The 18,298-nt window shown below is 73.3% G+C and carries 18 protein-coding genes; 7 read left to right on the top strand and 11 right to left on the bottom strand.

The window, feature by feature from the left end; genetic code table 11:
- The first annotated feature begins 153 nt into the window (after positions 1-153).
- Positions 154-1,740: a M1 family metallopeptidase gene (locus ACFY60_RS24360; protein ID WP_388616973.1), complete on the top strand. Its 1,587-nt coding sequence runs from the start codon at positions 154-156 to the stop codon at positions 1,738-1,740.
- A 60-nt stretch (positions 1,741-1,800) separates the two neighbouring features.
- Here the strand turns inward: ACFY60_RS24360 and ACFY60_RS24355 are convergent, their stop codons facing one another.
- Together ACFY60_RS24355 and ACFY60_RS24350 are read right to left on the bottom strand one after the other, a co-directional pair.
- The gene (locus ACFY60_RS24355) at positions 1,801-2,709 is read right to left on the bottom strand and encodes an oxygenase MpaB family protein (protein ID WP_388616970.1); all 909 of its coding nucleotides are present in this window, start codon (positions 2,707-2,709) and stop codon (positions 1,801-1,803) included.
- A 125-nt stretch (positions 2,710-2,834) separates the two neighbouring features.
- Positions 2,835-3,320 (bottom strand): hypothetical protein, encoded by a 486-nt coding sequence (locus ACFY60_RS24350; protein WP_388616967.1) that lies wholly within the window; start codon positions 3,318-3,320, stop codon positions 2,835-2,837.
- Between the two features lie 171 nt (positions 3,321-3,491).
- Here ACFY60_RS24350 and sph point away from each other — a divergent pair, with 171 nt between their 5' ends.
- A complete protein-coding gene (gene sph, locus ACFY60_RS24345) occupies positions 3,492-4,481 on the top strand; it encodes a sphingomyelin phosphodiesterase (protein ID WP_388616964.1) in 990 nt (329 codons plus the stop codon).
- A gap of 25 nt (positions 4,482-4,506) precedes the next feature.
- Here sph and ACFY60_RS24340 read toward each other — a convergent pair whose 3' ends face one another.
- Together ACFY60_RS24340 and ACFY60_RS24335 are read right to left on the bottom strand one after the other, a co-directional pair.
- The gene (locus ACFY60_RS24340; RefSeq protein WP_388616961.1) at positions 4,507-4,998 is read right to left on the bottom strand and encodes a hypothetical protein; all 492 of its coding nucleotides are present in this window, start codon (positions 4,996-4,998) and stop codon (positions 4,507-4,509) included.
- Positions 4,999-5,093: 95 nt separating this feature from the next.
- Positions 5,094-5,243, bottom strand: a complete 150-nt coding sequence (locus ACFY60_RS24335) for a hypothetical protein (RefSeq protein WP_388616959.1) — start codon at positions 5,241-5,243, stop codon at positions 5,094-5,096.
- Positions 5,244-5,366: 123 nt separating this feature from the next.
- Here ACFY60_RS24335 and ACFY60_RS24330 point away from each other — a divergent pair, with 123 nt between their 5' ends.
- A complete protein-coding gene (locus ACFY60_RS24330) occupies positions 5,367-6,116 on the top strand; it encodes a MerR family transcriptional regulator (RefSeq protein ID WP_388616957.1) in 750 nt (249 codons plus the stop codon).
- Here the strand turns inward: ACFY60_RS24330 and ACFY60_RS24325 are convergent.
- Genes ACFY60_RS24325 through ACFY60_RS24310 form a run of 4 tightly spaced genes read right to left on the bottom strand, consistent with a single transcriptional unit; the run spans position 6,103 to position 11,869 of the window.
- Positions 6,103-8,277 (bottom strand): 3-hydroxyacyl-CoA dehydrogenase NAD-binding domain-containing protein, encoded by a 2,175-nt coding sequence (locus tag ACFY60_RS24325; RefSeq protein ID WP_388616954.1) that lies wholly within the window; start codon positions 8,275-8,277, stop codon positions 6,103-6,105. The two genes, ACFY60_RS24330 and ACFY60_RS24325, sit on opposite strands and share 14 nt — an antisense overlap.
- 38 nt (positions 8,278-8,315) lie before the next feature.
- Positions 8,316-9,530: an acetyl-CoA C-acetyltransferase gene (locus tag ACFY60_RS24320; RefSeq protein WP_388616951.1), complete on the bottom strand. Its 1,215-nt coding sequence runs from the start codon at positions 9,528-9,530 to the stop codon at positions 8,316-8,318.
- Between the two features lie 45 nt (positions 9,531-9,575).
- Positions 9,576-10,727 carry an acyl-CoA dehydrogenase family protein gene (locus tag ACFY60_RS24315; RefSeq protein WP_388616948.1) on the bottom strand — a complete coding sequence of 384 codons (1,152 nt, stop codon included), beginning with the start codon at positions 10,725-10,727 and terminating at the stop codon, positions 9,576-9,578.
- A complete protein-coding gene (locus ACFY60_RS24310; protein ID WP_388616945.1) occupies positions 10,724-11,869 on the bottom strand; it encodes a CaiB/BaiF CoA transferase family protein in 1,146 nt (381 codons plus the stop codon). The genes ACFY60_RS24315 and ACFY60_RS24310 overlap by 4 nt, the downstream gene beginning before the upstream one ends.
- 400 nt (positions 11,870-12,269) lie before the next feature.
- On the opposite strand from ACFY60_RS24310, the gene ACFY60_RS24305 reads away from it, so the two are divergent.
- Entirely contained in the window at positions 12,270-13,487 is a 1,218-nt protein-coding gene (locus ACFY60_RS24305; RefSeq protein WP_389459349.1) for a saccharopine dehydrogenase family protein, read from the top strand.
- A 99-nt stretch (positions 13,488-13,586) separates the two neighbouring features.
- Here the strand turns inward: ACFY60_RS24305 and ACFY60_RS24300 are convergent, their stop codons facing one another.
- Positions 13,587-14,003 (bottom strand): RidA family protein, encoded by a 417-nt coding sequence (locus tag ACFY60_RS24300; protein ID WP_388616939.1) that lies wholly within the window; start codon positions 14,001-14,003, stop codon positions 13,587-13,589.
- Between the two features lie 4 nt (positions 14,004-14,007).
- Positions 14,008-14,712 (bottom strand): endonuclease V, encoded by a 705-nt coding sequence (locus tag ACFY60_RS24295; protein ID WP_388616937.1) that lies wholly within the window; start codon positions 14,710-14,712, stop codon positions 14,008-14,010.
- Positions 14,713-14,790: 78 nt separating this feature from the next.
- On the opposite strand from ACFY60_RS24295, the gene ACFY60_RS24290 reads away from it, so the two are divergent.
- Positions 14,791-15,090, top strand: coding sequence for a YciI family protein (locus ACFY60_RS24290; RefSeq protein ID WP_388616934.1), 300 nt, complete (start codon positions 14,791-14,793; stop codon positions 15,088-15,090).
- 190 nt (positions 15,091-15,280) lie between these two features.
- The gene (locus ACFY60_RS24285; protein WP_387793415.1) at positions 15,281-16,264 is read left to right on the top strand and encodes an IS481 family transposase; all 984 of its coding nucleotides are present in this window, start codon (positions 15,281-15,283) and stop codon (positions 16,262-16,264) included.
- Here ACFY60_RS24285 and ACFY60_RS24280 read toward each other — a convergent pair.
- Entirely contained in the window at positions 16,261-17,361 is a 1,101-nt protein-coding gene (locus ACFY60_RS24280; RefSeq protein WP_388614747.1) for a WD40/YVTN/BNR-like repeat-containing protein, read from the bottom strand. The genes ACFY60_RS24285 and ACFY60_RS24280 overlap by 4 nt on opposite strands.
- A 232-nt stretch (positions 17,362-17,593) precedes the next feature.
- Between ACFY60_RS24280 and ACFY60_RS24275 the strand changes: the two genes are divergently transcribed.
- The gene (locus ACFY60_RS24275) at positions 17,594-18,010 is read left to right on the top strand and encodes an SsgA family sporulation/cell division regulator (RefSeq protein WP_388614750.1); all 417 of its coding nucleotides are present in this window, start codon (positions 17,594-17,596) and stop codon (positions 18,008-18,010) included.
- Positions 18,011-18,298 lie beyond the last annotated feature (288 nt).

Here is an 18,298-nt window from a genome sequence, read left to right as displayed (position 1 = left end):
CGGGCACAACGGGCGGTTCGTGTCGGCCGAATGGCGATCGTGTGACGGCGGGCCCTCTGGACGTGACGGTCCGTCGGGGCGCTGAATAGTGTCGCGAGCAAGGACCGACGCCCACCCGCGCGTCTTACGTGACTGATGACTTGGGGAGCACCCGTGCATCGCAGACTGATCGTCCCGAGCGCCCTCGCGGCCTCCGTCCTGCTGGTGATCCCGGCATCGGCGGCCGGCTTCACCCCGGGTGCCCCGGGCATCGGCGATTCCTACTACCCCGCCAGCGGCAACGGCGGCTACGACGTCTCGCACTACGACCTGCGGCTGAAGTACCAGCCCGCGACCGACCTGCTGGAAGGGACGGCGACGATCCTCGCCACCACCCGGCAGAACCTGTCGCGGTTCAACCTCGATCTGGGGCTGAAGGTCGGTGAGGTCCGCGTGAACGGCCGCCCCGCCGCCTTCACCACCTCCGGGGACCACGAGCTGGAGGTCACCCCGGCGGTCCCGCTGGAGAAGAACCGGGCGGTCTCGGTGGTCGTCCGGTACGCCGGGAAGCCCTCCCAGCTGAAGATAGGCGGCTGGACCGCCTGGCACCGCACCCCCGACGGCGGCGTGGCCGCGCAGGAGCCGGACTCCGCCGCCTGGTGGTTCCCCTCCAACGACCATCCGCTGGACAAGGCCACCTTCGACGTCTCCGTCTCGGTGCCGGACGGCACCCAGGCCATCAGCAACGGTGTGCTCCTGTCGCAGTCCTCGCGGCTCGGCTGGACCCGCTTCAACTGGCGCTCCGACAAGCCGCAGGCGAGCTATCTCGCCACGCTCGCGGTCGGCAGGTTCGACATCACGACCGACACCACGGCGAACGGGCTGCCGGTCCTCAACGCGTACAGCAAGGACCTCGGTGACCACGCGGGGGCGGCGCGCGCCTCGATCGAGCGGACCACGGAGGTCACGGAGTGGCTGGAGTCGGTCTTCGGGCCGTACCCCTTCAACTCCCTCGGCGGCTACGTGCCGAACGTGACCAGCGGCTACGCCCTGGAGACGCAGACCCGGCCGTTCTACAGCCCGCGCCAGTTCGCGAACGGCGCGAACGTGTCGGTGGTCGTGCACGAGCTGGCGCACCAGTGGTACGGCGACAGCGTGTCCGTCGGCGACTGGAAGGACATCTGGGTGAGCGAGGGCTTCGCCCGGTACAGCCAGTGGCTGTGGTCCGAGAAGGAGGGCGAGGGCACCGCGCAGGAACTCGCGGATCACGTGTACGCGCAGCGCGCGGCCGACGACGCGTTCTGGACGGTCCGGCCGGGCGACCCCGGCCCGGAGAACCAGTTCCACGTCGCCGTCTACGACCGGGGCGCGCTGGCGCTCCAGGCGCTGCGCAACGAGATCGGCGACGAGGACTTCTTCGCGATCCTGAAGGGCTGGCCGACCCGGTTCGCGTACGGCAACGCGCGGGTCGCGGACTTCGTGCGGTACGCGGAGCAGGTGTCCGGCAAGCCTCTCGCGGGTCTCTTCGACACCTGGCTGTACCAGCCGTCGAAGCCCTCGGAGGCGACGGCGGCCGCGGTCGGCCTCGGTGTTCCGGCCGCCGCGCGCTCGGCGGGCACCGGGGTCGCGGCTCCGGCGGAGCCGAGGTCGTGGAAGAAGATCGCCGCGACGAACACGGTCCACGAGCACCGGAACGGGGACGGACACGGCCGGGGGACGGCCGGGGACCACGCGCACGGCCCCGGGCGCGCGGGCCGCTGAGCCGGCCGCCCGGCGACGCGGGGCCCCCGGCCGGCCGGGGGCGGCCGCGCGGGGCGTCCGTCAGCGCTCGTGCCGGGCGCGGCGGGCGGCCCGGCGGGCGCGGCGGGCCAGGGGCAGGTAGCGCAGCCGCTCCGGCAGGACGGGGACGGTCAGGCGGACGGCCCGGGCGAAGCGGCGCAGCGCCCGCTCCTGACCCTCGGTCCACTCCAGGCCGAGGGCCTCGCGGGCGTCCGGCGGCATGAAGCCGACGGTGAGGAAGGCGCGCAGGCGCAGGAACGGGCGGCGCAGGACCGGCCAGAGGAGGCGGAGCGCGAGCCGGAGCGGCAGGGGGCCACGGTCGGGGGCGGGCACCGGCTGGTCGGTGTCGAGCAGCTCACGGACGACGGCCGTGACCTCCAGCTCCTCGGCGAGGACGCGCCGGTAGTACGGCCAGAACTCCTCGATCGTCCCCGGCATGTCCCGGTCGTGGATGCCGAGCACCCGGCCGACCTGGAGCCATTCGGCGTACAGCTGCCGCTCCTGCGCCTCGGTGAGAGGCCGGGCCAGCAGGCGCAGGCCGTGCCGGTAGACGGGGTAGCCGGTGGCGTGGACCCAGGAGTAGTAGGCCGGGGTGAGGGCGTGGTAGCGGCGGCCGTGGGCGTCGGTGCCCCGGATGGTGCGGTGCAGCTCGCGGAGCCGGCGGCCCTCCTCGGCGGCGCGCTCGCCTCCGTACACCCAGAGCTGGACCGAGCGCAGCGAGCGCTCGCCGCGGCCCCAGGGGTCGGTGCGGAAGACGGAGTGTTCGTCGACGCCGGCGCCGATCGCGGGGTGGGCGACCTGCAGGGCGAGGGCGGCGGGCAGCATGAGCAGGGCACGGACGTCCCCGGCGACGCTCCACAGCACGCCGCCGACGGGCGGCGGGGCCGGGTCGGCGGGGGCCGGCCGCTGCCGGCCCGGGGGCGCGGCGGGGGTCTGCCGCGGGTGGTTCACGGGGTGCCTCTCCTCATCCGTCCTCGCGCGTTCGCGCGGGTCCTCCGTTCCAGGCTGCACCCATGACGAAGGGGCCGTCGCCCCGGCGCTGCGGCCCCGGGCGACGGCCCCTGTCTGCGTACGGCTCAGGCGCGGTCGGCGCCGACCGGCTCGCCGACGATGCGGGCGGCGAGGGCGTGGGCCCAGGCGTCGACGTCCGCGGTGAGCTCGCGCTCGGCGGCGGCGCGCTCGGCGGCGATCTTCGCGGAGCCGGCGGCGAGGATGGCATCGCGCTCGGCGGCGCCCTCGGCGCGGGCGGCGGCGATGGCGGCCGAGCCCTCCTCGACGGCCTTGGAGCGGATGCGGGCGGCCTCGTGGCGGGCCTCGGCGAGCTCGGCCTCGTACTGCTCACGGATCTGAGCGGCCTCGGTGCGCAGGTCGTCGGCGCGCTCGGTGCCGCCGGCGATGGCGTCGTCGCGCTCGTCGAGCGTGCGCTTGATCTTCGGCAGGATGCCCTTCGCAAGGATCAGGAAGGTGAGCCCGAACAGTACGGCGCCGAGGAGGAGCTCGGCCCAGACGGGGTTGAGCGGACCGAGGTCCGTCTTGAAGATCTGCGAGTTCGCGAGGGTCATGGCGGGCATTCTACCTGGTCGCAAAAGTTACGAATCGTACACCCGGTCGAGAGTTGGCGCGCTTGTGCGCGCCCGGCAAGATTCCCGGCATCCGAAGGCTACCGGAAGGTAACCCAGGCTGATTGTATGTGCGGCGCCAGGTCAACCCCCCACGTCTCCTAGGGAGTTCACGTGCCGTTCGCCGCACTGCGCCGCACCTCCGGCGCCGCCCTGTCCTTCGCGCTCGCCGCCGCCACGCTGGCCACGGCCGCGCCGGCCGCCTCGGCGGCTCCGGAGACGGCGGCCGCGACCCCGCGCGTGAAGGTGCTCACGTACAACGCGTTCCTCTTCTCCAAGAGCCTCTACCCGAACTGGGGGCAGGACCACCGGGCGAAGGCGATCCCCGCGGCCTCCTTCTTCCAGGGGCAGGACGTCGTCGTGCTCCAGGAGGCCTTCGACAACTCCTCCTCGGACGCCCTCAAGGCCAGCGCCGCCGCGCAGTACCCGCACCAGACCCCCGTCGTGGGCCGCTCGAAGACCGGCTGGGACGCCACCGGCGGCGCCTACTCCACGACCACGCCCGAGGACGGCGGGGTGACGATCCTCAGCAAGTGGCCGATCGTCCGCAAGGAGCAGTACGTCTACAAGGACGCCTGCGGCGCCGACTGGTACTCGAACAAGGGCTTCGCCTACGCCGTCCTGGACGTGAACGGCAGCCGCGTCCACGTCGTCGGCACCCACGCCCAGTCCACGGACCCCGGCTGCGCGGCGGGCGAGGCGGCGCAGATGCGCAGCCGCCAGTTCAAGGCGCTCGACGCCTTCCTGGACGGCAAGAACATTCCGGCGAACGAGCAGGTGATCGTCGCCGGCGACCTGAACGTCGACTCGCACTCCCCCGAGTACGCGACGATGCTCGCCGACGCCGGGCTCGCCGGGGCCGGCGCGCGCACCGGGCACCCGTACTCCTTCGACACCGAGCTGAACTCGATCGCGGCGGAGCGCTACCCGGACGACCCGCGCGAGGACCTGGACTACGTCCTGCACCGGGCCGGGAACGCCCGCCCCGCCGACTGGACCAACCACGTGGTCCTGGAGCGGAGCGCGCCGTGGACGGTCTCCAGCTGGGGCACGCAGTACACCTACTCCAACCTTTCCGACCACTACCCGGTCCTGGGGTACTGATCCCGCCGGCCGCCGCCGGCGGGGCTCAGTACCCGGTGCCGCACACGATGCCGTAGATCCAGAAGCCGACGACGGCGGTGACGCAGAGCAGCACGAACCAGGAGCCGGCGCCGGTGTGACGCGTCCTGCGGGGCCTGCCGGGCTTCGCGGGCCGCGGCGGCCTCCCGGCTCCCCGGGGCCGTCCCGCACGGGACGGCCCCGCGGCCGGTCCCCCCACCGGAGCCGCCGCTTCCGCGACCTCGGCGAGCAGCCGCCGGCAGACGGCGGCGAGCTCGGTCGTCCCGGCCGTCAGGTCCACGACCACCTCCGTACGGGCCGGAGCGGTGGTCCCCCCGTCCAGGAGCCGCCCCGCGCGCAGCAGCGCCCGGTCCTTGCCCCCCGTCGGAGCGAGGCTGATCCACCGGTCCACCTGCTCGTTGCGTATCACCACCCCGCCCCCGCGCTCGCGGTACACGGTGTGCTCCCGCCACAGGACCCCGGCCAACGCCTGGGCGGTCTCCCTGAGTTGCGCGTACATTCCACTCCCCCTCACTGCGGTCCCCCGCCTCGGTCGGCCGCCGACTCTAACCCGCGCGTCGGCGCCCCGCCGCCACACCCCCGCCCCGGCGCCCCTTACGCGCCGAAGTCGTACACGGTGACCGGTATGCCCCGCTCCACGAGCCGCCGGACCACCAGCGGCTCCACCTGGACGCACCGGGCCGCGCCGAGCCCGAAGGTGTTCTGGGCCGTCGCGTCGCCCCGCGCGTACGTGATGCCGTTCATGAGGATCACGCTAAGGGGTGGCACCGACAACGGCCGCAGTCTTTTACAGCACTGGTGCGACAGCAATACTGTTGAAGTCAGGCGGGCCGGGTGGTCCGGGTGAGCGGGAAGTGAGGCACCTCGATGGGCGGCGAGCAGGGTGGGGGCGGGCAGCCGGGGGTGGCGGCCGGGTACACCGTGGACGAGCTGGCCGCGCGCGCCGGGGTGACCGTGCGGACCGTGCGGTTCTACGGGACGCGGGGGCTGCTGCCTCCGCCCGTGATCGGGCCGCGGCGGGTCGGGCGCTACGGGCCGGAGCACCTGTCTCGGCTCGCGCTGATCGAGGAGCTCCAGCGGCAGGGCATGACCCTCGCGGCCATCGAACGGTACCTGGAGCAGCTGCCGCCCGACCTCAGCGCCCGGGACCTGGCGGTGCACCGGGCCCTGGTGGCGTCGTGGGCGCCGGAGTCCGCGGAGTCCATCACGCGGCGGGAGCTGGAGCGGCGTGCCGGGCGGGAGCTGACCGACCGGGACGTGGACCGGCTGGCCGCGATGGGCGTGCTGGACCGCACGGCGGAGGCCGACACCTTCCGGCTCGACGGCGCACTGCTGCGGCTCGGCGTGGAGCTGCTCGACGTGCCGATCGACCACGAGACGATCCTCGCCTCCCGCACCGTGCTCCTGGCGCACGCGCGGGCCGCCGCCCAGGAGCTGGCCCGCCTCTTCCAGGAGCAGGTGTGGAACCCGTACCGGGAGAGCGGCGAGGACCCGGACCACCTGACCGCGATGAAGTCGCTCTCGGCGCACATGCAGCCGATGGTGATCCAGGCCCTCGTCACCGCCTTCCAGCGCTCGCTCAGCGAGGAGCTGAGGACGGCGTTCAGGAGTCGGTGAAGACCTCGCCCCGGTCCGCCTTCTCGATGAGGAGGGCCGGCGGGGCGAAACGCTCGCCGTAGGTCTCCGCCAGCTCGCGCGCGCGGGCGACGAAGCCGGGGAGGCCTCCCTCGTAACCGTTGATGTACTGGAGCACGCCGCCGGTCCAGGCGGGGAAGCCGATCCCCATGACGGAGCCGATGTTGGCGTCGGCGACCGAGGTCAGGACGCCCTCCTCCAGGAGCCGGACGGTGTCCAGCGCCTCGGCGAACAGCATCCGCTCCTGCATGTCGCGGAACGGGATCTCGTACCCCGGCTTGCCGAAGTGCTCGCGCAGGCCCGGCCACAGGCGGCCCCGCCTGCCGTCCTCCCCGTACTCGTAGAATCCGGCGCCGCCGCTGCGGCCCGGGCGGCCGAACTCGTCGACCATGCGGTCGATGACGGCCTCGCCCGGGTGCGTGCTCCAGGTGCCGCCCGCCTCCTCGACGGCCTTCCTGGTCTCGTTGCGGATCTTGCGCGGCAGGGTGAGGGTCAGCTCGTCCATGAGGGAGAGGACCTTCGCCGGGTAGCCGGCCTGGGCGGCGGCCTGCTCGACGGAGGCGGGCTCGATGCCCTCGCCGACCATGGCCACGCCCTCGTTGATGAAGTGGCCGATGACGCGGGAGGTGAAGAAGCCGCGCGAGTCGTTGACGACGATCGGGGTCTTGTTGATCTGCCGGACCAGGTCGAAGGCGCGGGCGAGGGCCTCGTCGCCGGTCCGCTCGCCCTTGATGATCTCGACCAAGGGCATCTTGTCGACCGGCGAGAAGAAGTGCAGGCCGATGAAGTCGGCCTGGCGCTCCACGCCCTCCGCGAGGACGGTGATCGGCAGGGTGGAGGTGTTGGAGCACAGCAGCGCGTCGGGGGCGACGATCTCCTGGATCTCCTGGAAGACCTTGTGCTTGAGGGCGGTGTCCTCGAAGACGGCCTCGATGACGGCGTCGCAACCGGCGAGGTCGGCGGCCTCGGCGGTGGGCGTGATGCGGGCGAGGAGGGCGTCGGCCTTCTCCTGGGTGGTGCGGCCCCGGGAGACGGCCTTGGCGCAGAGCTTCTCGGAGTACGCCTTGCCCTTGGCGGCGGACTCGGCGGAGACGTCCTTGAGGACGACCTCGATGCCGGCGCGGGCGCAGGAGTAGGCGATGCCGGCGCCCATCATGCCGGCGCCGAGAACGGCGACCTTGCGGACCTGGCGCCGTTCGACGTCCTTGGGGCGGCTGGCGCCGGAGTTCACGGCCTGGAGGTCGAAGAAGAACGCATGGATCATGTTCTTCGCGGTCTGTCCGGTGACCAGCTCGGTGAAGTACCGGGACTCGATGACCTGCGCGGTCTCGAAGTCGACCTGGGAGCCCTCGACGGCGGCGGCCATGATGTTGCGCGGGGCCGGGTAGGGGGCGCCGTTCAGCTGCTTGCGCAGGTTGGCCGGGAAAGCCGGCAGGTTGGCCGCGAACTTCGGGTTGGACGGGGTGCCGCCGGGGATCTTGTAGCCGGGGACGTCCCAGGGCTGGCGGGACTCCGGGTGGGCGTCGATGAAGGCGATGGCCTTGGCCATCATCTCCTCGTGGGTGGCGGCCAGCTCGTGCACGAGCCCGTTGTCGAGGGCGCGCTTCGGGTTGTACTGGGTGCCCTGGAGCAGCACCTTGAGGAGGGCGTCGGTGATGCCCATGAGGCGTACGGTGCGGGCGACGCCGCCGCCGCCGGGGAGCAGGCCGAGCGTGACCTCGGGCAGGCCGATCTTGGAGCCGGAGGTGTCGAGGGCGACGCGGTGGTGGGAGGCGAGGGCGATCTCGTAGCCGCCGCCGAGCGCGGCGCCGTTGATCGCGGCGACGACGGGCTTGCCGAGGGTCTCGATGCGGCGCAGGGCCCGCTTCATCTCCATGGCGGCGTCGAAGATGTCCTGGGCGTGCCCGGGGCCGGCCTGGATCATGTCCTTGAGGTCGCCGCCCGCGAAGAAGGTCTTCTTGGCGGAGGTGTAGATGATGCCGCGGATGGAGTCCTTCTCCGCCTCGACGCGGTCGGCGACGGCGGCGAGGGAGGCCCGGAAGGCCCGGTTCATGGTGTTGGCGGACTGGTCGGGGTCGTCCAGGACGAGGGTGACGATGCCGGTCTCGTCCTGCTCCCAGCGGATGGTGGTGCTCTCGCTCATGACTGCTGCTTCTCCGTTAGAGGGTTCGGACGGGACGGTCAGACGCGCTCGACGACGGTGGCGATGCCCATGCCGCCGCCCACACAGAGGGTGGCGAGGCCGTAGCGCTTGTCCTGGCGCTCCAGCTCGTCGACGAGGGTGCCGAGGATCATCGCGCCGGTGGCGCCGAGCGGGTGGCCGAGGGCGATGGCACCGCCGTTGACGTTGACCTTGTCCAGCGGGATGCCCATGTCCTTGACGAAGCGGAGGACGACGGCCGCGAAGGCCTCGTTGATCTCGACCAGGTCGATGTCGTCGATGGTGAGGCCGGCCTTGGCGAGGGCCTTGCGGGTGGCGGGGGCGGGGCCGGTGAGCATGATGGTCGGCTCGGAGCCGGAGACGGCGGCCGAGACGATCCGGGCGCGCGGCGTGAGCCCGTACCGCTCGCCGACCTCGCGGGAGCCGATGGCGACGAGGGCGGCGCCGTCGACGATGCCGGAGGAGTTGCCGGCGTGGTGGACGTGGTCGATCGCCTCGACCCAGTGGTACTTCTGCAGGGCCACCGCGTCGAAGCCGCCCAGCTCGCCGATGTCCGCGAAGGACGGCTTCAGCTTGGCCAGGGAGTCGGCGGTGGTGCCGGGGCGCAGGTGCTCGTCGTGGTCGAGGACGGTGAGGCCGGCGCGGTCCTTGACGGGGACGACGGAGCGGGCGAAGCGGCCGTCCTTCCAGGCGGTGGCGGCGCGCTCCTGGGAGAGGGCGGCGTACTCGTCGACGTCGCGGCGGGTGAAGCCCTCGATGGTGGCGATGAGGTCGGCGCCGATGCCCTGCGGGACGAAGTTGGTCTCCAGGTTGGTCATCGGGTCGGCGAACCAGGCGCCGCCGTCGGAGGCCATCGGGACGCGGGACATGGACTCGACACCGCCGGCGAGGACCAGGTCCTCCCAGCCGGAACGGACCTTCATGGCCGCCATGTTGACCGCTTCGAGGCCGGAGGCGCAGAAGCGGTTCTCCTGGACACCGGCGACCGTCTCGGGCAGGCCCGCGGCGATGGCGGCGATGCGGGCGATGTCGGAGCCCTGGTCGCCGACGGGCCCGACGACACCGAGGACGATGTCGTCGACGGCGGCCGGGTCGAGGCCGGGGTGGCGGGCCTGGATCTCCCGGATGAGGCCGACGACCAGGTCGATGGGCTTGGTGCCGTGCAGGGAGCCGTTGGCCTTGCCGCGTCCGCGCGGGGTGCGGATCGCGTCGTACACGTACGCTTCGGTGCTCACGGGAAGCCTTTCGCGAGGAGGGTTCTTCGAGGAATGCGGGGGCGGTCAGCCGAGGAGGGAGCGGCCGATGATCTCCTTCATGATCTCGGTCGTGCCGCCGTAGATGGTCTGGATCCGGCCGTCGGTGAAGGCGCGGGCCACCGGGAATTCGCTCATGTAGCCGTACCCTCCGTGCAGTTGCAGACAGCGGTCGGCCACCCGCTTCTGGAGTTCGGTCGCCCACCACTTGGCCATGGACGCGTGGACGGGGTCGAGGCCGAGGCCTTCCGGGTCGGCGTGCTCCTCGATGCAGCGGTCCACGAAGGCGCGGGTGACGGCGCACTCGGTGGCCATCTCGGCGATCTCGAAACGGACGTGCTGGAGCCGGGCCAGCGGCCGGCCGAAGGCCTCGCGCTCCTTGACGTACCGGGTGGTGATCTCCAGGAGGTGTTCGGCGCCGGCGATGCCGGCGACGGCGATCGCGAGCCGCTCCTGGGCGAGGTTGGTCATGAGGTGGACGAAGGCGCCGTTGAGCTCCCCGAGGAGGTTCTCCTTGGGGACGCGGACGTCGCGGAAGAAGAGTTCGGCGGTGTCCTGCGCCTTCTGGCCGATCTTGTCGAGGTTGCGGCCGCGTTCGAAGCCTTCCATGCCGCGCTCGACGACGAGGAGCGAGAGGCCGTGGGCACCGCCCTCGGGGGTGGTGCGGGCGACGACGATCACCAGGTCGGCGAGGATGCCGTTGGAGATGAACGTCTTGGAGCCGTTGAGGATCCAGTGGTCGCCGTGGTCCTCCGCGGTGGTGCGGATGCCCTGGAGGTCGGAGCCGGCGCCCGGCTCGGTCATGGCGACGGCGGTGATGATCTCGCCGGAGCAGAAGCCGGGCAGCCAGCGCCGCTTCTGCTCCTCGGTGGCGAGGGAGGTGAGGTAGGGGCCGATGATGTCGTTGTGCAGGCCGATGGCGAGCCCGGGGGCGCCCGCGCGGGTGAACTCCTCGGCGAGGACGGCGCCGTAGCGGAAGTCGCGGGTGCCGCCGCCTCCGTACTCCTCGTCCACGGCGAGGCCGAGGAGCCCCTGCCGCCCGGCGGCCCGCCAGACGTCGCGGGAGACGATGCCGTCCTTCTCCCAGCGGTCGTAGTGGGGCAGCACCTCCTTCTCCAGGAAGGTGCGGACGGTCGCCCGGAAGGCCTCGTGGTCCTCGGTCCAGAGCGTGCGCTTCATGCGGAAGTCTCCTGGGGGTGCAGGGAGGGTACGGCCCAGTCGCGGGCGACCTCGGCGGTGTCGGCACCGGGCAGGGCCGGGCCCGTGCGAAGGGTGCCGGGGGTGGCGGAGAAGCGGGGCGCGGGCGCCGGCTGGACGGTGCCGGCGTGCTCGGCGAAGGTGCCGCGGGCGGCGAGGTGCGGGTGGGCGGGGGCCTCGCGCAGGGAGAGCACGGGGGCCACGCAGGCGTCGCTGCCGTCGAAGACGGCCGTCCACTCCTCGCGGGTACGGCTCCGGAAGCGCGCGGCGACGGCCTCGCGGAGCTCCGGCCAGCGGGCGAGGTCGCCGCGCGGCGGGGCGGTCCGCGGGAGGCCGAGCAGACGGACGAACTCGTCGTAGAACCGCTCCTCCAGGGCGCCGACCGCCATGTGGCCGCCGTCGGAGGTCTCGTACACGCCGTAGAAGGGGCAGCCGCCGTCGAGGAGGTTGACGCCCCTGCGGTCCTGCCAGCCGCCGGCGGCGAGCATCGCGTGGATCATGGTGGTGAGGTGGGAGGCGCCGTCCACGATGGCGGCGTCGACGACCTGGCCCTCGCCGTGGGCGCGGGCGTGCTGGAGGGCGGCGAGCACTCCGACGACGAGGTAGAGGGAACCGCCCGCGTAGTCGCCGACGAGGTTGGCGGGGACGGTGGGCGGCCCGTCGGGGTCGGGGCCGATCATGCCGAGGGTGCCGGTGAGGGCGATGTAGCCGATGTCGTGTCCGGCGGTGGGGGCGAGCGGCCCGTCCTGGCCCCAGCCGGTCATCCGGCCGTAGACGAGCCGCGGGTTGCGGGCGAGGCAGGCCTCCGGGCCGACGCCGAGGCGCTCGGCGACGCCGGGCCGGTAGCCCTCCACGAGGATGTCGGCGCGTGCGACCAGGTCCAGCACGGTGGCGGGGCCGTCCCCGGCCTTGAGGTCGACCAGGACGGAGCGTTTGTTGCGGTTGGTGAGGTCGTGGGCGGGGTCGATGCCGAGGCCGGCGCCGCCGGGGCGGTCGACGCGGACGACGTCGGCCCCGAGGTCGGCGAGGAGCATCGCGGCGAAGGGGCCCGGGCCGATGCCGGCGAGTTCGACCACCCGGACCCCGGTGAGCGGGCCGTTCCGGGCGGAGTGCGTCGTGCTCATCGGGCCCCCAGAGTGTGTGACAGCAATGATGTAACACCGAGGATGCTAGGAACGTGTTCCACTCGGCACAAGCCCCCCGGCCGAGCAAGCGCTTGGAAAATCCCGGCGGTGGAGCGGGGGGCCGCTTCCGCTATCCTCCGCCGACGGCATGCGCGCGGGCGCGCCGCAGGGGAAGGCGAGGGGCCGGATGACGACAGGGGCGGGGCGCGACGGGGCCGGGGCGGTGGGCCCGGCGGACGGGGCCGGCGAGGCGGTGGCCAAAACGGGACGGACGCCGGTTCCGCCGGGGACCGGCTCAGGCGCGGGTGCGGGGGACGGAGCGGGTGCGGGCGGCGCGGGTGCGGGGAGTGGTGCGGGGCGCCCGGCCGACGAGGCCCCGGAGGCGGACCGGGCCCCCGAGGTGGACGAGGCCCCGGGGGCGGGCGACGGTACGGGGGCGGATCGCGGGGCGCGGCCCTACGACGTGGTGCTCTTCGGGGCGACCGGGTTCGTGGGCGAGCTGACCGCCGCGTACCTGGCCGAACACGCGCCGGCCGGGTGCCGCTGGGCCCTCGCGGGCCGCAGCGCCGGCCGTCTGGCGGCGCTGCGCGACCGGCTGGCCGCCCGGTGGCCGCACTGCGCCGGGCTGCCGCTCGTCGTCGCGGACTCCGCCGACCCCGGGTCGCTGCGCGAACTCGCCCGCTCGGCGCGGGTGGTGGCGACCACCGTGGGCCCGTACGTCTGGTACGGCGAGGAGCTGGTCGCCGCCTGCGCGGAGGCCGGCACCGACTACCTGGACCTCACCGGCGAGGCGGAGTTCGTCGACCGGATGTACGTCCGCCACGACGCCCGCGCCCGGGAGACCGGGGCCCGGATCGTGCACGCCTGCGGCTTCGACTCGGTCCCGCACGACCTCGGCGTCCACTTCACCGTGCGGCAGCTGCCCGAGGGGGTGCCGCTGCGCGTCGACGGCTTCGTCCGGGCGGGGGCCGCCTTCTCGGGGGGCACCTTCGCCTCCGCGCTCACCGCCTTCGGCCGTGGGCGGCAGATCCTGCGGGCCGCCCGCGAGCGGCGCCTGTACGAACCGAGGCTCGTCGGCCGGCGCGCCCGCGCCCCGCTGGGCGGCCCCCGGTTCAGCCCCGAGACGGGCACCTGGGCACTGCCCCTGCCGACCCTGGACCCGCGGGTCGTGGCCCGCTCGGCGGCCTCGCTCGAACGGTACGGGCCGGACTTCCGCTACCGCCATTACGCGTCCGTCCGGTCGCTCCCCGTGGCCCTCGGTGGCACGGCGGCCGTGGCCCTCGGCGTCACAGCGGCCCAACTCCCGCCCGTGCGGCGCTGGCTGATGTCCCGTTACGCGCCGGGCCGGGGGCCGTCCGCGGAACGGCGCGCCCGCAGCTGGTTCACGGTCCGCTTCGTCGGCGAGGGAGGCGGCCGCCGCGTGTTCACCGAGGTCTCGGGCGGGGACCCCGGCTACGACGAGACGGCCAGGATGCTGGCCGAGTCCGCCCTCTGCCTGGCACTCGATCCCCTCCCGAGGACCGCCGGCCAGGTCACGACGGCGACGGCGATGGGCGACGCCCTGATCGAGCGCCTCCAGGCGGCGGGCATCCGCTTCCGGGTGGCCCATCGCGAGTAACCGGCGCGGGGACGCCGGGGCGTCGGGCGCGGGGCCGTTTCCGGGGGCCCCGCGCGCCGACGGCCCGCCGCTGCCGGGGTGTTGACGCCGGCGCCGGGCTCAGGCCTCCGCCGGCGGCACCACCGCGTCGACCTCGATCTCGACGAGCCACTCCGGGTCGATGAACCGCGAGACCTCCACGAACGTGCAGGCCGGGCGGATGTCGGTGAAGCGTTCGCCGTGGGCGCGGGCCGCCTCGCGCCAGCGGTCCGCGTCGGTCAGCAGGACGCGGGTGCGCACCACGTCCTCCAGGCGGGCGCCCGCCTCGCGGAGCGCGGCCTCGGCGATGTCCAGGCACCGGACGGTCTGGGCGTAGACGTCGCCCGGGCCCACGGTCGTACCGTCCTCGGCGAGCGGCGCCGTGCCGGCGACGGCCACGTGCGCGCCGGTGCGGACGGCACGGGAGAACCCGATCCCGGGCTCCAGCGGCGAGCCGGAGCCGACCAGTTGACGTCCTCGATTCTTCTGCGTGTCCATGGGCTCATCCTCCCGGACGGGCAGCGAGAGCCTCCTTGAGGGCACGGCGGCAGAGGGCGTCGGCGTGCCGGGTCGTCTCCGGGACGCGGTAGCGGGGGCTGAGGTGGAGGGCGTGGGCGCAGGCGTTGGTCAGGGAGACGCGGTGCCCGACCGAGACGAAGACCGGTTTGATCCCGGCCTGGGTGCGCAGGGCCCGCCCGACCTCCTCGCCGTCGGCCAGCAGCGGCGCGAAGTCGCCCCGGGCGCCGCCGGGTTGCTCGTAACTGAAGGTGAAGGGGTTCTTCGCGACGCCGATGGAGGGCCGGCCGGTCAGCACTCCGAGGTGGCTCGCGAGGCCGAAGCGCCGGGGGTGGGCGAGGCCGTATCCGTCGCAGACGAGGAGGCCGGGGTCGGCGGTCAGGGTGTCGAGCGCGGCCAGGACGGTGGGGATCTCCCGGAAGGCGAGGAGGCCGGGGACGTAGGGGAAGGAGACGCGACCGACGGCCGTGGCCCGTTCCACCACCTCCAGGGTGCGCGCGTCGAGCACGACGGCGGCCGCGGCGACCAGGTCCCGCTCGTCGTCGTAGGCCACGTCGAGCCCGGTGACGTGGCCGGTACCGACGGCCGGGCCCTCCTCGTCGAGCACGAGCCGCTCGCGCAGTTCCCGCTGGACCTTCCGCGCGGCGTCCTCGTCGGCGGGCCCGCCCGCCGGAATGTCGTTGATCGTCATGATGCGGCCCACCCTACGGCCCGCCCCCGCTCCCCCGCCCCGGACCGGCGGCCGGCGGGCGCGGGTAGCCTGGCCCGCATGTTCGTACTGGAATTGACCTACACCGCGCCCGTCGAGCGGGTGGACGCGCTGCTCGACGCACACGTCGCCTGGCTGGACGAGCAGTACGCGGCGGGCGTGTTCATCGCGTCGGGCCGGAAGAACCCGCGCGACGGCGGGGTCATCCTCGCCGCCGGGGTCGACCGCGCGGAGATCGAGAAGATCGCGGCGGCCGACCCGTTCAGCGTGGAGGGCGTCTGCGCCTACCGGATCACGGAGTTCTACGCGACCAAGACGGCCGGGGACCTCTCCGCCTACCGGGAGCGCCTGCCTTCGTAAGGGTGCCCCGGGGTCTCCCCAGGACCTAGGCCGTGTCTTTCGGATCTTGCCGGGGGAGCGGCGCCTGATCCAAAAGACACGGCCTAGGTGTATTGCTCACGAGCGTTGTTGACACTGGTTTGGTCTTGATCATGGCGAAGACCTCCGGTGTGGTGGGAGCTGTCTAGGAACTCACCGCACGGAGGTCTTCGTGCCCCACCGTAATGCCCGGCTGACCGTTCACGGCAGGCGGATACTGGTCGAACGTGTCCTGGCGGGCCGTCCCGTCGCGCATGTTGCCGCGGAGATGGGGATATCCCGTCCCACTGCCCACAAATGGGTCCGCCGCTGGCGGAGTGAGGGCGACGCGGGCCTGCACGACCGTTCCAGCCGGCCCCGCACGACACCGCACCGGACCTCCGCCGCCCTGGAGGCCCGGGTCTGCCGCCTGCGTTCCGAGCGCAAGCTCGGCCCCGCCCGGATCGGCCCGATCCTGGGCCTTCCCGCCTCGACCGTCCACCGCATCCTTCGCCGGCACAACCTGAACCGCCTCGCCTGGCTCGACCGGCCCACCGGCGAACCGATCCGACGCTACGAACGGGCCCGACCCGGCGAACTGGTCCACGTCGACATCAAAAAGCTCGGCAACATCCCCGACGGCGGCGGCTGGCGAACCGTCGGCAGGACCGCCGGCGACCGTAATCGCCAGGCCACCACCACCGCACGCAAGAACTGCGCGCCGGTGATCGGCTACAGCTACATCCACTCGGCCGTCGACGACCACTCCCGCCTGGCCTACAGCGAGGTCCTGCCCGACGAACGCCAGCACACCGCCATCGCCTTCTGGCAACGCGCCAACGCGTTCTTCAACGCACACGGCATCACCGTCGAACGCGTCCTGACCGACAACGGCGCCTGCTACAAATCCAAGCTTTTCACCCAGACCCTCACCGCAGCCGGAATCGCCCACAAGAAGATCCGCCCCTACCGACCGCAGACCAACGGCAAGGTCGAACGCTTCAACCGCACCCTCCTCGACGAATGGGCCTACCTGAGGCCCTACACCTCGAACACCGAGCGCACCGAAGCCCTGGCAGACTTCCTCCACACCTACAACCACCACCGCTGCCACACCGCACTCAACGGACACCCACCCATCACCCGCGTCAACAACCCTGCGGCTCAATACACCTAGGGAGTGCCCGGAGCGTTCCGCGCGAGCCGGGCGACGCGGCCCTTCTCGCCCGAGGCCCAGCAGGCGCCGTCGCGCGTGCAGTCCACGGTGTCGTACGAACCGGTGTCGACGGTCCGCCAGGTGCGGCCGCCGTCGATGGTGAGGTCCGTGCCGGTCGGGCCGACGGCCAGGGCGGCGCGGGTGCTGTGCGGGAGCCAGGCGACGCCGGAGCGGTAGGCGGGCGGCGGCGTGGCGGCGGGCCGCCAGGTGCGTCCGCCGTCGTCGGTGACGGCGGCGGCGCGGGGCGAGGGCTGGTCCTTGCGGTAGTCGCCGCCGACGGCGATGCCGTGGGCGCGGTCGCGGAAGGCGAGTGCGAAGACGCCCCGCGCGGGGTCACCGGCGGGAACGGGGGTGTCGGTGGCGGTCCAGGTGAGGCCCCGGTCGCCGGAGTGCAGGACCCGGGCGGTGGCGCCGCCGCCGGTGGCGAGCCACACGTCGCGGGGGCCGGCCGTGACGAGGCACTGGCCGCTCGCGGCGAAGCCGGCCTCTCCCGGGAGCGCGGCCGGCATGCCGGTCGTGGGGAGCACCTCCCAGGTGCGGCCACCGTCACCGGTGGAGAGGATGCGGTACCTGCCGTCGACGGGGTCGCTCATGGCGAGTCCGTGGCGGTGGTCGAAGAAGGTCATGCAGTCGTAGAAGGCGCGCGGATCGGTGTTGCGGAAGGACTCGGTCCAGGTGGCGCCGCCGTCGTCGGTGCGCAGCACGCGGGAGGCCTCGCCCTCCCCGATGGCGAGGACGACGGCCCGCCGGGCGTCGAAGGCCTCCACGTCGCGGAACTCCAGCTCGGCGGCCCCCGCCGGGGAAACGTTCCGCCAGCTCCGTCCGCCGTCGGTGGTGCGCAGCACGGTCCCCCGGGAGCCCGCCGCCCAGGCGGTGCGCCGGTCGACCGCCGCGAGGCCCCGGAACCGGGCGTCGGTGCCGGTCGGCGTCAGCTCCCAGCCGGCCGTCGCGGCCGCGGGGGTCTCCCCGGCCCGCGCCGTACCGCCCAGGCACAGCGCGAGCGCCGCCCCGGCGAGGCCCAGCGACATCATTCGTCTCGTCTTCCCCATGGACGTCATGCCGCCGGAAGCTAGCGGCACCGCCGGACCGCCGTCCAGAGCGCCTCCCCGGACGGAGAGCGGTCGCCGGTCGGGTCGCACAACGGCGACGCGAGTGGTGGGGCGGGGCGGTGACGTAGCTCACGCGCGACCCCAGTGCACGTTCCGGCCCTCCCGGCCGTCTTCTCAGGTGTCAGGTGGCCTGGTGTCGGGGAGACGCACAGGATCCGAGCCCGGTTGAGAGGAGCCCGTCGTGTCCGCCGTCATCGAGCAGGCCGTCCAGGCCCGTCTGGTCGCATCCGTTCCCCGGATGGAGACCGTTCCCGCCACTCTGCGCTACGACCGCGAGGACCCGTACGCGGTGAGCATGGCCTTCCCTCCGCCGGCGACCCTGGAGGGGGTCGAGGTCTCCTGGGCCTTCGCGCGCGAGCTCCTCGCGCAGGGGGTCGAGCGGCCGGCCGGGGACGGGGACGTCCGGCTGCGGCCGTACGGCTACGACCGCACGGTCGTCGAGTTCCACGCCCCGGAAGGGGTCGCGATGGTCCACGTCCGCACCTCGGAGCTGCGCCGGTTCCTGGAGCGTTCCCAGCATCTGGTGCCGGCCGGCCGGGAGCACCAGTACCTGGACTGGGACCAGGACCTCACGGAACTCCTGGAGGACCGCCCCTGAATCTCCGGGAGGCCCCAGCCACCCCGGAGATGCCCCCGAGCCGTCCCGGAGGACCGCCCCGCGCCGTCCGGCCGTAATTCGATTGCCGCCCCTCCGGCGGGGCCCTACCGTCGTTCCCGTACCTGATGTCTGCCGGGAGGAGACCGGTCCCTTGTCCGTCTGAGGTTGCGAGACACCGTGCCGCGCGTGCCCTTCGTGCCGTGTGTGCCGTTCTCGACCTCGGCGTACGAGCCGGATCCCTTCCTCCGCCCGCGCCCCGGTGTCTCACGCGTCGCATCCAGCCCACGC

Source organism: Streptomyces sp. NPDC012827 (assembly GCF_042900905.1).
Lineage (GTDB): Bacteria > Actinomycetota > Actinomycetes > Streptomycetales > Streptomycetaceae > Streptomyces > Streptomyces gulbargensis.
The sequence above is the reverse complement of the archived record's forward strand: the minus strand, read 5'-3'. Positions and strand labels throughout refer to the sequence as shown.

Excerpts from the sequence above, each read along its gene's own strand:
- ACFY60_RS24350 (WP_388616967.1), bottom strand. The coding sequence starts at position 3,320 with ATGACCCTCGCGAACTCGCAGATCTTCAAGACGGACCTCGGTCCGCTC.
- ACFY60_RS24340 (WP_388616961.1), bottom strand. The coding sequence starts at position 4,998 with ATGTACGCGCAACTCAGGGAGACCGCCCAGGCGTTGGCCGGGGTCCTG.
- ACFY60_RS24335 (WP_388616959.1), bottom strand. The coding sequence starts at position 5,243 with ATGAACGGCATCACGTACGCGCGGGGCGACGCGACGGCCCAGAACACC.
- ACFY60_RS24330 (WP_388616957.1), top strand. The coding sequence starts at position 5,367 with ATGGGCGGCGAGCAGGGTGGGGGCGGGCAGCCGGGGGTGGCGGCCGGG.
- ACFY60_RS24325 (WP_388616954.1), bottom strand. The coding sequence starts at position 8,277 with ATGAGCGAGAGCACCACCATCCGCTGGGAGCAGGACGAGACCGGCATC.
- ACFY60_RS24315 (WP_388616948.1), bottom strand. The coding sequence starts at position 10,727 with ATGAAGCGCACGCTCTGGACCGAGGACCACGAGGCCTTCCGGGCGACC.
- ACFY60_RS24310 (WP_388616945.1), bottom strand. The coding sequence starts at position 11,869 with ATGAGCACGACGCACTCCGCCCGGAACGGCCCGCTCACCGGGGTCCGG.
- ACFY60_RS24300 (WP_388616939.1), bottom strand. The coding sequence starts at position 14,003 with ATGGACACGCAGAAGAATCGAGGACGTCAACTGGTCGGCTCCGGCTCG.
- ACFY60_RS24295 (WP_388616937.1), bottom strand. The coding sequence starts at position 14,712 with ATGACGATCAACGACATTCCGGCGGGCGGGCCCGCCGACGAGGACGCC.
- ACFY60_RS24290 (WP_388616934.1), top strand. The coding sequence starts at position 14,791 with ATGTTCGTACTGGAATTGACCTACACCGCGCCCGTCGAGCGGGTGGAC.
- ACFY60_RS24280 (WP_388614747.1), bottom strand. The coding sequence starts at position 17,361 with ATGACGTCCATGGGGAAGACGAGACGAATGATGTCGCTGGGCCTCGCC.